Raw genomic sequence first — 12,330 nt, forward strand, 5'->3', positions numbered from 1 at the left:
CGGCGACAGCAGGGTGATGGTGGTGGTGTGTTTGGAGACAGCCAGTTTACCAGCACCCTGTCTGTCAACTTCCACTTTCCCAGGATCCCGCGAAGAACCTAAAAAGAGGGGGTGGCTTCACACAGACTTCACAGAGCCTCATCGGCAGCACACCTCGTGGGACTATGCTGGGCTCATCAGTCGCCGCCATGGCGATACCTTGCTAACGACAGTCAGGAGACATGCTATGCAACAACGACAATCCATCCTGTGGGGAGCTCTGGCCACCCTGATGTGGGCCGGTCTGGCTCATGCCGGTGACAAGGCGGCGACCGATCCCCTGCGCCCCGTGGTGGATGCCAGCATCCGGCCGCTGCTCAAGGAGCACAGGATCCCGGGCATGGCGGTGGCCGTGCTCAAGGATGGCAAGGCCCACTATTTCAACTACGGTGTGGCCGATCGGGAGCGCGCAGTCGGTGTCAGCGAGCAGACCCTGTTCGAGATAGGTTCCGTGAGCAAGACCCTGACCGCGACCCTAGGAGCCTATGCGGTGGTCAAGGGAGCGATGCAACTGGATGACAAGGCGAGCCGGCACGCCCCCTGGCTCAAGGGATCCGCCTTTGACAGCATCACCATGGGGGAGCTGGCTACCTACAGCGCGGGCGGCTTGCCGCTGCAATTCCCCGAGGAGGTGGATTCGCTCGAGAAGATGCAGGCCTACTACCGCCAGTGGACCCCAGCCTACTCGCCGGGTTCCCATCGCCAGTACTCTAACCCCAGCATAGGGCTGTTCGGCCACCTGGCGGCGAGCAGCATGAAGCAGCCGTTTGCCCAGTTGATGGAGCAGACGCTCCTGCCGGGGCTTGGCCTGCACCACACCTATGTCAATGTGCCGAAGCAGGCCATGGCGAGTTATGCCTATGGCTATTCGAAAGAGGACAAGCCCATCAGGGTCAGCCCCGGCATGCTGGCGGACGAGGCCTACGGCATCAAGACCAGCTCGGCGGATCTGCTGCGCTTTGTGAAGGCCAACATCAGCGGGGTTGATGACAAGGCGTTGCAGCAGGCCATCTCCCTGACCCACAAAGGGCACTACTCGGTAGGCGGGATGACCCAGGGACTGGGCTGGGAGCGTTACGCCTATCCCGTCAGCGAGCAGACATTGCTGGCGGGCAACTCCCCGGCGATGATTTACAATGCCAACCCGGCGGCGCCCGCGCCCGCTGCGGCAGGGCACCCTGTGCTCTTCAACAAGACCGGCTCGACCAGCGGCTTCGGCGCCTATGTGGCCTTCGTGCCGGCCAAAGGGATCGGCATCGTCATGCTGGCCAACCGCAACTATCCTATCCCGGCCAGGGTGAAAGCGGCCCACGCCATCCTGACGCAACTGGCCAGGTAATGGTGCGCCGTCGCTGAGCCTTGAGGGCACGTCGCATCGCGGCGTGCCCGTTACCTCGGACCCGACCCCTCAAGGGCGACCTGGCAGGGGGCGGGTCGATGAGCATGCCAATCCGGGCCTCTCCTGCGGGAGATGTCCGGATTGGCATCCACCGAGTGCCATCTCGTCACTAGGCCCCGGCAGGCCGCCCGCTCTATAGTGCCCGGCATCTTCCTCTGCTTTTGCAGGATTGAGTTGTCCATCTCGCTGACAGCGCACCTGTGATGGTGAAACCTGCTGCTATGGAGCCTTCATGGGTATGTTTCTGCTGTGTACTTTTCTGATGATCATCCTCTATCCCCTCGGGATCGATCTCTATCTGGTGGCCGTGCCCCGCATTGCGCAAACCCTGCAGGGGAGCGAGGCGCAGATCCACACCGCTTTTTCCATCTATCTGCTGGGCATGGCGGCTACCGTGCTGCCGGGGGGCATGCTGGCGGATCGCCATGGCAGGCGCCCCGTGGTACTGGGGGGCGCCCTCATCTTCGTGGTCGCCTCCCTGGTGGCGGCGGAGGCGACCGGCATCGCCCAGTTTTATCTGGGGCGTTTCTGGCAAGGGGTGGGCGCTGGAGCGCTCTACATCATGACCTTCACCGTGCTGCGGGATGTGCTGAGCCAGGCGCGCCTCGCGATGGCTCTCTCCCTCATCAACGGCGTGATCTGCGTCATTCCGGTGCTGGCTCCCGTACTCGGTTATCTCATCCTGTCGCACTTCGAGTGGCGCGGCATCTTCGTGGGCATGGCGCTGGTGGTCGCCATCAGTGCCCTGGTCAACCTGCGACTGCTCAAGGAGACCCGCCCCGCCCGCCAGCCTGCGGGGGCATCGCCGCTGGCCCTGCTGGGCACGGCCCCCTTCATGCTGCGCGCCTTGCTGACCAGCGCCAGCGTGACCGCCATCCTAGTCTATGTGAGCGTCTCGCCCCTCGTCCTGATGACCACGTTCGGCCTGTCTCCCGAGCAGTACACCCGGCTGATGATGGCGATGGCCGGGGTGAGCATGTCCGCTTCCTTCCTGACCCCCTTGCTGCTGCGCTGGCTCGGCAAGGCAAGGATACTGGCGCTCTCCCACCTCGCCTACCTGCTGGCCTTGCTCGCCCTGCTGTGCAGCAGCGGGCCCGAAGGCGGCCTGTCCTGGCTGCTGGCGGGGTGTGCCCTGGTCTGCATCGGTTTTTCCTGCGGGTTCGGGGTGGCGATGGGGGAGGCGCTGGATGTGTGCGGGGATCAGGTGGCATCGGCCAGTGCCCTGCTCTGCATCATGCAGATAGGGTTGTCCGGGCTCTTCATCTGGGGGATGGGCCATCTGGGGATGCCTGCGCTCTGGATGCTGATCCTGGCACTCCTGCTGGCGCTGCTCGGTTACCTGGTGGTCAAGGTGCTGCTACCATGGCGTGCGATCCGGCGAGTCCGGGCTCGGGGATAGGAGAGAAACGATGCGCAATCTGGGTGAACTCGATTTGAACCTGCTGGTGGTCTTCAGGCACCTGATGCAGGAGCGCAGCGTGGCGGGGGCGGCCAAGAAGCTGTGTGTCACCCCGTCGGCGGTGAGCAAGGCGCTCGGCAAGCTGCGGGACTGGTTCGGGGACCCCCTCTTCGTGCGCGTGCGCCAGGGCTTGCAGCCGACCAACCTCTCCCTGACCCTGGCAGAGGAGCTCAAGACCTGGTTCCAGCTCACCGAGAGCATCAGCACCCTCAACCGCGAGGCGATCCCCGAGGGGGCCCGCTTCAGTCTGGTGATGGAGTCCCCCTTCGGCATCAGCTTCCTGAGCGAGCTGCCCACGACCATCTACCAGAAGTACCCCCACTCCGTGGTCAGGATGCTGGGCTGGGATCACCACTCCCTCAACGACATCGTCAACGGGGAGGCGGATCTCGGCTTCTGCGCCCGGGAGACCCACGGCCGCTCCCATGCCAGGGTCAACCGGCTGCCCTATTACATCGATCACGAGGTGCTGTTCTGCGATCGTCCCGTGGTGTTCCTGCGCAAGGATCACCCCTTGCTCGGGCAGACGTGGTCGCTGACCCGCTTTCTGGCCTGCCCCCAGGTGAGCGTGGTGTGGGAGGCCAGCGACAGCTGGGCACTGGACGATCTGCTGGAGGACGAAGGCCACAGGCGGCAGGTGCCCATCATGGTGGCGAGCTTCGAGCAGGCGCTGCACATCGCCGCCCAAAAGAGCCACGAGCTGATCGCCGTGGTGCCTTCATATTGCGCGGACTATGCCGCCAGACACCACCCCGACCTCATCCCCATGCCGTTGCCGCTGGAAGAGTCTCTCTATGCCCAGCTGGAGATCGCCTTCATCCTGCTGTGGCACAAGCGCCACAATCAGGATGCCAAGGTGATGTGGTTGCGGGGGGAGATCCGGCGGCTCTATGGCCTGGCCGCAGCGGGGATGACGCGTTTTGCCTGGGGCGGGCCCATGGGGAGCGGGGCGGTGAAAGAGAAGCAAGGGGGAGGAGGCTCCCCGGTTTAGTCGTACTGCTCTTCCATCCAGGCTTCGACGATGAGCTGGGCGGAGACGCCGTCCACGCTCCCCTTGTCCAGTGCCTTGTAGCCGCCACGTTCAAACAGGCGGGCGCGGGCATCCGTGGTGGTGAGCCGCTCGTCCTTGAACTCCACCGGCTTGCCGAAGCGACCGTGCAGGCGATTGCCGAACTTGCGAGCTCGCACCGTGATCTCCTGGTCCGTGCCATCCATGTTGAGCGGCAGACCGACGATCAGCAGATCCGGTTGCCACTCCTTGATCAGCTTCTCTATCTCGTCCCAGTTGGGGATGCCGTCGTTGGCCTTGAGGGAGCGAAGGGGGCGGGCGCTGCCCGTGAGCTCCTGGCCGATGGCGACACCGATGCTCTTGGTGCCGTAGTCAAAGCCCATGATGCTGCGTGATGACATGGGGTCTCCTCGAAATGGATGGATAAATGAAGGGGGAAGCCCCCTCCCTGTCTCCCCCTGCTTGTGGGGGGAGGGCCGGGGTGTCAGCTATGGCCCACCTGGCTGGAGAGGTGCAGGGGGTTGACCCCAATGCTCGCGGCGGCTTGCTGCCAGCGCAGGTGGATGGGGGTATCGAAGACCAGCTTGGGATTGGGGGGGATCACCAGCCAGGCGCCATCCACCAGCTCCTGCTCGAGCTGGCCTGCACTCCAGCCGGCGTAACCGAGCGCCACCAGCCAGTGGTCCGGCGCCTCGTCGGTGCCCAGGGTCTCCAGAATGTCCTTGGAGGTGGTGACCATCATCTCGTCGCTCACCTGCAGGGTGGAGTTGAAGCCCGGGCGGAAGCTGTGCAGCACGAAGCCGCGATCCCCGTGCACCGGGCCCCCCTGCAACACCGGCTGTTTCATCTCGGCGGTGGCGGGGGGATTGAGGTTGAGCTTGGTCAGCATGGCGTCCAGGGACATGTCGACCGGAATGTTGACCACCAGTCCCATGGCGCCTTCGCTGCTGTGTTCGCACAGATAGACCAGGGAGCGCTGGAAATAGGCGTCCGTGAGGCTCGGCATGGCGAGCAGAAAGTGATTTTGCAGTGTTTGCATGGAGCGTATGTATCTCTTAGCGTGCAAAGGTATTTGGGGTGATTATGGCAGTTGATGGCGGCGGGCAAAACCGCTTTTTGCCGGCAGTCAAAGGGGCCTTCACGGCCCCTTGTGTGTGTGTCCTCGCTGCGGCAACGGGTCGCAGGGCAAGGGGTCAGCGGCCCAGTCGGCGCTCGATGGCGTCCATCAGCATGCCGGTGATGGAGACGTCGAAGGCCGCCTCAATCTCGCGGATGCAGGTCGGGCTGGTGACGTTAATCTCGGTCAGGCGATCGCCGATGATGTCGAGGCCGACGAAGATGAGCCCCTTATCTTTCAGCGTCGGGCCTACCGCGCGGGCGATGGCCCAGTCCGCTTCACTCAAGGGGCGGGCCTCACCACGGCCACCGGCCGCCAGGTTGCCACGGGTCTCACCCTGGGCCGGAATGCGGGCCAGGCAGTAAGGTACCGGCTCTCCATCCACCACCAGCACCCGCTTGTCGCCATCCTTGATGGCGGGCAGATAGGTCTGCGCCATGCAGTACTGGCTGCCGTGAGAGGTTAATGTCTCGATGATGACGCCGACGTTGGCGTCATCCTCCTTCATGCGGAAGATGGAGGCGCCGCCCATGCCGTCGAGCGGCTTGAGGATGACGTCCTTGTGCTTGGCGTGGAAAGCCCGCAGCTTGTCTGCTCTGCGAGTGACGAGCGTGGTCGGGGTGTGCTCGGCAAACCAGGCGGTGTAGAGCTTCTCGTTGGCGTCGCGCAGGCTCTGGGGCTTGTTGACGATGAGGCAACCCTCATCCTCGGCCCGCTCCAGCATGTAGGTGGCGTAGATGAACTCGGTGTCGAAGGGGGGATCCTTGCGCATCAGGATCACGTCCAGGCTGGAGAGCGGCTGATCCACCACCTCACCGAGGCTATACCAGTCGGCATAGTCATATTTGACGGTGAGCGGACGCATGGTGCCGAAGGCGCGACCGGCCTCCATGTAGAGATCCTTCATCTCCAGATAGAACAGCTCGTAGCCGCGCTTTTGCGCCTCTTCGAGCATGGCGAAGCTGGAGTCCTTCTTGATGTTGATGGCCGAGATGGGGTCCATCACGATGCCGAGTTTAATGGTCATCCGAGTTTCCTTCCTAATGGCTCGATGGGATGTGATGACCCCCTCCCTGCCTCCCCCTTCACAAGGGGGAGGGGCCTGTTGCTCCCTCCCCTGCGAAGGGGAGGGCCGGGGTGGGGTCGGCTGTCAGGCCAGATCGCCAAAGCGGCACTGAAGCGCAGTAATCGCCGTCAGGGCGGCGGTTTCGGTACGCAGCACCCGCGGCCCCAGCAGCATCTCCTTGAAATCTTCCTGCACGGTACGGGCGATCTCGTCGCTGGACAAGCCCCCTTCCGGGCCGATCAGCAGGCGCACGCCGTGCTCGGGGATGGGCAGGGTGTTGATGCTGTAAGGGGCGCGCGGGTGCAGGTTGAGCTTGAGCTCCTGAGTCTCTTCCGCCAGCCAGGCGTCCAGCTCCATCGGCATGCGCACCTCGGGCACGGTATTGCGGCCGCACTGCTCGCAGGCGCTGATCACCACTTTTTGCCACTGTTCGCGCTTTTTCTCCAACCGATCGGCGGGCAGCTTGACGCCGCAGCGCTCGGAGAAGAGCGGGGTGATGCAGGTGACGCCGAGCTCCACGGATTTCTGGATGGTGAAGTCCATCTTGTCGCCGCGGCTGATCACCTGACCCAGGTGGATGGCAAGGGGGGACTCCACCGAGCGGGTCTCGCAACTGTCGATGGTCACTTCCACCGACTTCTTGCCGACGTTGGCGATGGTGGCGGGGTACTGGTGGCCGTCGCCGTTGAACAGCTCGAGCTGCTGGCCCGGCTGCATGCGTAGCACGCGGCCGATGTGATTGGCACCGTCTTCTGACAGGGCGAGGGTCTGGCCAACCTGCAGGCTGGCCGGTTCATAGATACGTGGAATGCGCATGGCTGATAGTCAGTCTCTTGCTTGGAAACCCTTCAATACCCTACTGCACGGCGGCGAGCAAGGCTCGCGAGACAGAGAGTGAAGGGATTCAGGAGGAGGGGGACGCTCCCCCTCCCTGGTCAAATGGTGTTATTGGCACTGCTTTTCAATGAAGGGATTGGTATTGCCCTGCAGCTTGCCGATACGGCGGTTGCGCTCGCACTCCCAGCGATCAGCCGGATACTGCCTGTCCCAGGCTTCGTAAAGCTTGCGCTGCTGTGCCGCCAGACGCAGTCCGTACTGCTGGCTCATGTAGAGGTAGGCGCGGGCGATCTGGCCACGCACCGGCCCCTTGGGCGGCTGCACCTGGCGCTCCTTGAAGTCCACCAGCATCTGGCACTTGCCGTACTGGTTGGGTTTGCCGTTCCAGTCGCTGAAGCGGAAGTTGGCCCGATCGCCGTTCACCTCGCCGATGGCAGGGAAGAGGTTGTGCATGTCTCCCTCCATCCTGTTGAACTCGTCGCTCTTGCCGCAATTCTTGCGACCCCCGTCCTGCCAGCACTGGAGCTGGTGGCCGAACTCCCAGGCGGGCACCACGTGCTCCCATTCGATACGGGAGGCCCGCTCGGCCTGCTTGCGCGGCAGGTAGCCGCAGCTCTCCCAGTCGGGGGCCATCTTCTTGCCGCTGAACTTGATGTTGCAGCCGCAGTAGAAGGTGACGGGGTGGCTCTGGTAGAGCTTGTTCAGATCCTGCTTGGCGGCGCGAAAGGTCTGGATGTTGTCGGCATGAGCCGGGGCGCTGACCAGCAGGGCCAGGCAGAGGGAGAGCAGAGGGCGAAACATGAATATCCTTGGCAATGAGACAGTTGAATGAAGTAAGCGCGCACCCTATCACAGGAGCGCGACACGGGGTGACTCAATCCGCCGTCGTGTCGCGCTGCCACACCAGGGGCTGGCGACAGCGGCGGCAGTGATAGCGGGCCTCGCCGCGCATCACCTTGTTGTGGCGGCGCACGGAGAGGGGATGCTGCTGGCAGGCGCAGGCATACACGAAGGTACGCTGGGCCAGCACCCCCAGATCGAAGCTGTGGGTGGTGCTGGGTTCGAGGCCGAACAGCTCCCGCATCACCGACTGCCACTGGCGGCCATGGGGCAGTACTCGGCTCTTGCCGCGCCCCTCTCCCCAGAGCGCATAGACCAGCAGGTGCGCCACCTCGTGGGGCACCACTTCCCTGAGAAACGCCTGCTGATTGGCCTGATAGAGCGCCGGATTGAAACGCAGCTCCCAGGTTTGCAGCCGCGCAGACCCTGCCGCCCGGCCCCGCATGTTGCAGTGGACTTGCGGGCGGGGGAAGGTGCGGCCAAGACGCGTTTCGGCCTGCACAAAGCAGGCATCGACGCGTGCGAGCAGCGTCTCGATGAGGGCGGGGTCAAGCCGGGTGGCAGTGGCAGGCATGGGATCCTCGGGACGGACACAAAAGCAAAAGGGGAGCCAGGCTCCCCTTCTATCACAACCTCGAGCCTTACAGGCCAGCGGCAGCGCGCAGCAGCTCGGCCTTGTCGGTCTTCTCCCAGGGGAACTCGTCGCGGCCGAAGTGGCCGTAAGCGGCGGTTGCCTGGTAGATCGGGCGCTTCAGATCCAGCATCTCGATGAGGCCATAGGGGCGCAGCTCGAAGAACTCGCGCACCAGCTTGACCAGCAGGGCTTCGGCCACCTTGCCGGTACCGAAGGTTTCGACGCTGATGGAGGTGGGCTCGGCCACGCCGATGGCGTAGGAGACCTGCACTTCACAGCGATCCGCGAGGCCTGCGGCCACGATGTTCTTGGCCACGTAGCGGGCGGCGTAGGCGGCGGAGCGGTCCACCTTGGACGGATCCTTGCCGGAGAAGGCGCCACCACCGTGACGGGCCATGCCGCCGTAGGTGTCGACGATGATCTTGCGACCGGTCAGACCGCAGTCACCCATGGGGCCGCCGATGACGAAACGACCGGTCGGGTTGATGAAGTACTTGGTGTCCTTGTTGATCCACTCGGCGGGCAGCACCGGCTTGATGATCTCTTCGCGCACCGCTTCCACCAGATCGCTGTGGCTGATGGAGTCGCAATGCTGGGTGGAGAGCACCACGGCATCGACACCCAGGATCTTGCCTGCGTCGTCGTAGGCGAAGGTCAGCTGGCTCTTGGCGTCCGGACGCAGCCACGGCAGGGTGCCGTTCTTGCGCACTTCTGCCTGACGCTTCACCAGCAGGTGGGAGTAGGTGATGGGCGCGGGCATCAGCACGTCGGTTTCGTTGGTGGCGTAGCCGAACATCAGGCCCTGGTCACCGGCACCTTGCTCCAGCGGGTCGGTACGGTCGACGCCCTGGTTGATGTCCGGAGACTGTTTGCCGATGGCGTTCAGCACGGCGCAGGAGTCGGCGTCGAAGCCCATGTCGGAGTGGGTGTAACCAATCTCGCGCACGGTGTCGCGCACGATCTGTTCGATGTCGACCCAGGCAGAGGTGGTCACTTCGCCGGCTACCATCACCATGCCGGTCTTGACCAGGGTTTCGCAGGCGACGCGCGCCTTGGTGTCCTGCTGCAGGATGGCGTCCAGCACCGCATCGGAGATCTGGTCGGCGATTTTATCGGGATGGCCTTCGGAGACCGACTCGGAAGTAAACAGCTTTGCCATGTTTGGTTCTCGATTCGTAAGGGTTATCGCCTTGGCCATAACCGGATAATGACAGGATGACTGTAGAGGTATCTACATCTGGACGTCTATTTTAGTGAGGTCACCCAGTGATTGCCAGCACTATTTGGGATTGGAGCCGACCGGGCCAAGGTTCGGGGTGGATCCACCTCCATGGGGGTAAACGAGGGGGCGGATTGAATCGTTTTCCCGCAGCAGAAAAGCGATTGTGCTCTCAAAGCCACTTTATTCACCCAGATAATATTTGCACGCCGCGCCCCCTGCTGGGACAATAACGCGCCTTAATCTTGGCCATCAAATGAAGCAATCGCAGGAGATACAGATGCCTTCTCGTAAAGAGCTTGCCAATGCCATTCGTGCATTGAGTATGGATGCCGTTCAAAAAGCCAACTCCGGTCACCCGGGCGCCCCCATGGGAATGGCGGATATCGCTGAAGTGCTGTGGCGCAGCCACCTCAAACACAACCCGAACAACCCCAAGTGGGCCGACCGCGACCGTTTCATTCTCTCCAACGGCCACGGCTCCATGCTGCTGTACTCCCTGCTGCACCTCTCCGGTTATGACCTCTCCATCGACGATCTGAAAAACTTCCGCCAACTGCACTCTCGCACCCCGGGTCACCCGGAGTACGGTTATGCGCCGGGCGTTGAAACCACCACCGGTCCGCTGGGTCAGGGCATCACCAACGCCGTGGGCATGGCGATCGCCGAGAAGGCCATGGCCGAGCAGTTCAACCAGCCGGGTCACGACATCGTCGACCACTACACCTACGCCTTCATGGGCGACGGCTGCCTGATGGAAGGTATCTCCCACGAAGCCTGCTCCCTGGCCGGCACCCTGGGCCTGGGCAAGCTGATTGCGTTCTGGGATGACAACGGCATTTCCATCGACGGTCACGTAGAAGGCTGGTTCACCGACGACACTCCCAAGCGCTTCGAAGCCTACGGCTGGCACGTCATCCCGGCCGTTGACGGTCACAATCCGGAAGCCATCAACGCTGCCATCGAAGCCGCCAAGGCCGAGACTGGCAAGCCGACCCTGATCTGCTGCCGCACCATCATCGGTTACGGTTCCCCGAACAAGTCCGGCTCCCACGACTGCCACGGCGCACCGCTGGGCAACGACGAGATCGCCGCCGCCCGTGCCTTCCTGAAGTGGGACCACGCGCCGTTCGTCATCCCGTCCGACATCGCCGCCGAGTGGAACGGTCAGGAAAAGGGCGCCAAGCTCGAATCCGACTGGGCTGCCAAGTTCGCCGCCTATGAAGCCGCTCACCCGGCCCTGGCTGCCGAATTCAAGCGCCGCACCGCAGGCGAGCTGCCGGCCAACTGGGCTGCTGAATCCGCCAAGATCATCGAAACCCTGCAGGCCAACCCGGCCAAGATCGCGACCCGTAAAGCGTCCCAGAACTCCCTGGAAGCCTTCGGCAAGCTGCTGCCGGAATTCATGGGCGGCTCCGCGGATCTCGCGCCGTCCAACCTGACCATGTGGTCCGGCTCCAAGTCCCTGACTCCCGAGAGCGCCGCAGGCAACTACATCCACTACGGCGTGCGCGAGTTCGGCATGTCCGCCATCATGAACGGCATCGCCCTGCACGGTGGTTTCATCCCCTACGGCGCCACCTTCCTGATGTTCATGGAGTACGCCCGCAACGCCCTGCGCATGGCCGCCCTGATGAAGCAGCGCGCCATCTTCGTCTACACCCACGACTCCATCGGTCTGGGTGAAGATGGTCCGACTCACCAGCCGGTCGAGCAGATCGCCTCCCTGCGTCTGACCCCGAACATGAGCACCTGGCGCCCGTGTGACCAGGTAGAGTCCGCCATCGCCTGGAAACACGCCATCGAGCGTAACGACGGCCCGACCTCCCTGATCTTCTCCCGTCAGAACCTGGCCCAGATGGACCGCACCGCCCAGCAACTGGCCGATGCCGCCAAGGGTGGTTACGTGCTGAAGGATTGCGCCGGTACCCCGGAGCTGATCCTGATCGCCACCGGTTCCGAAGTGGAGCTGGCCGTTGCCGCCTATGAGCAGCTGACTGCCAAGGGCCGTGCCGTGCGCGTGGTCTCCATCCCGTCTACCGACGTGTTCGATGCCCAGTCCGCCGAGTACAAGGAGTCCGTCCTGCCGGCCGCCGTCACCAAGCGTGTGGCCATCGAAGCGGGCATCGCCGACTACTGGTACAAGTACGTGGGCTTTGGCGGCAAGATCATCGGCATGCGCACCTTCGGTGAGTCTGCGCCGGCCGAGCTGCTGTTCAAGGAATTCGGCTTTACCGTGGAAAATGTGGTGGCGACCGCAGAGTCCCTGTAATAGCTAATTGCTTTGTATAGAACTGAAAAGCGCCTCCCTTGGGAGGCGCTTTTTATTGGATGTTATTGGTGTATAAAAATTAACGACTATGGGAAATAAGATTCACTTCTGTAGCGTTAAATAATAGTATTCTTGCTAATCATATAATTTATAGGCATGAGGGCAAAATGACGCAGGAAGAAATTCAACTTTACACTGATATAGTTAAAGTCGGATTCCCTATCATGGGAACTGTTCTTGGTGGAGTAATTGGTGCTCTATCTACCTACTTCATCACTAAGCTCAATCATTCTAATGAAGACCGAAAAGATGCGATGAGGCGGCGTCAAGAGCTAAGGAAGGTGCGAATAAGTACCCTATGAGCCAAAACTAAAAAGTTTAGCCATTTAATATCAATAATTTAGAATGGTGTGTTTTTGTGCCAAGTGACTTGTTAGCA

Annotated in this window: 11 protein-coding genes; 4 read left to right on the top strand and 7 right to left on the bottom strand. The window is 62.4% G+C overall.

The features are described 5' to 3' along the window. Positions 1-226: 226 nt before the first annotated feature. From blaMOX to yidZ, 3 genes are all read left to right on the top strand, one after another. Entirely contained in the window at positions 227-1,378 is a 1,152-nt protein-coding gene (gene blaMOX, locus PG896_RS19035; RefSeq protein ID WP_270836083.1) for a CMY-1/MOX family class C beta-lactamase, read from the top strand. 292 nt (positions 1,379-1,670) lie between these two features. Next, positions 1,671-2,837 (top strand): MdtL family multidrug efflux MFS transporter, encoded by a 1,167-nt coding sequence (locus tag PG896_RS19040; protein WP_270836084.1) that lies wholly within the window; start codon positions 1,671-1,673, stop codon positions 2,835-2,837. Between the two features lie 10 nt (positions 2,838-2,847). Then, on the top strand, positions 2,848-3,888 hold the full coding sequence (yidZ, locus tag PG896_RS19045; RefSeq protein WP_202040507.1) for an HTH-type transcriptional regulator YidZ: 1,041 nt from the start codon (positions 2,848-2,850) through the stop codon (positions 3,886-3,888). On the opposite strand, the gene ruvX is transcribed toward yidZ, so the two are convergent. The 7 genes from ruvX to metK form a co-directional block, all read right to left on the bottom strand. Next, positions 3,885-4,307 carry a Holliday junction resolvase RuvX gene (gene ruvX, locus PG896_RS19050; protein ID WP_010673863.1) on the bottom strand — a complete coding sequence of 141 codons (423 nt, stop codon included), beginning with the start codon at positions 4,305-4,307 and terminating at the stop codon, positions 3,885-3,887. The two genes, yidZ and ruvX, sit on opposite strands and share 4 nt — an antisense overlap. Positions 4,308-4,390: 83 nt before the next feature. Beyond that, the gene (locus tag PG896_RS19055) at positions 4,391-4,945 is read right to left on the bottom strand and encodes a YqgE/AlgH family protein (protein WP_010673864.1); all 555 of its coding nucleotides are present in this window, start codon (positions 4,943-4,945) and stop codon (positions 4,391-4,393) included. A 154-nt stretch (positions 4,946-5,099) separates the two neighbouring features. Then, positions 5,100-6,050: a glutathione synthase gene (gene gshB, locus PG896_RS19060; protein WP_227263480.1), complete on the bottom strand. Its 951-nt coding sequence runs from the start codon at positions 6,048-6,050 to the stop codon at positions 5,100-5,102. Positions 6,051-6,173: 123 nt separating this feature from the next. Further along, the gene (rsmE, locus tag PG896_RS19065; protein WP_104455513.1) at positions 6,174-6,905 is read right to left on the bottom strand and encodes a 16S rRNA (uracil(1498)-N(3))-methyltransferase; all 732 of its coding nucleotides are present in this window, start codon (positions 6,903-6,905) and stop codon (positions 6,174-6,176) included. A gap of 129 nt (positions 6,906-7,034) precedes the next feature. Continuing rightward, positions 7,035-7,727: an endonuclease gene (locus PG896_RS19070; protein ID WP_039040144.1), complete on the bottom strand. Its 693-nt coding sequence runs from the start codon at positions 7,725-7,727 to the stop codon at positions 7,035-7,037. 73 nt (positions 7,728-7,800) lie between these two features. Continuing rightward, positions 7,801-8,340 (bottom strand): SprT family zinc-dependent metalloprotease, encoded by a 540-nt coding sequence (locus PG896_RS19075; RefSeq protein WP_109112953.1) that lies wholly within the window; start codon positions 8,338-8,340, stop codon positions 7,801-7,803. 67 nt (positions 8,341-8,407) lie between these two features. Beyond that, positions 8,408-9,559, bottom strand: a complete 1,152-nt coding sequence (metK, locus tag PG896_RS19080) for a methionine adenosyltransferase (protein WP_010673869.1) — start codon at positions 9,557-9,559, stop codon at positions 8,408-8,410. A 340-nt stretch (positions 9,560-9,899) separates the two neighbouring features. On the opposite strand from metK, the gene tkt reads away from it, so the two are divergent. Continuing rightward, positions 9,900-11,891: a transketolase gene (tkt, locus tag PG896_RS19085; RefSeq protein ID WP_201872249.1), complete on the top strand. Its 1,992-nt coding sequence runs from the start codon at positions 9,900-9,902 to the stop codon at positions 11,889-11,891. Positions 11,892-12,330 lie beyond the last annotated feature (439 nt).

This window comes from Aeromonas sp. QDB30 (genome assembly GCF_027707645.1).
Lineage (GTDB): Bacteria > Pseudomonadota > Gammaproteobacteria > Enterobacterales > Aeromonadaceae > Aeromonas > Aeromonas caviae.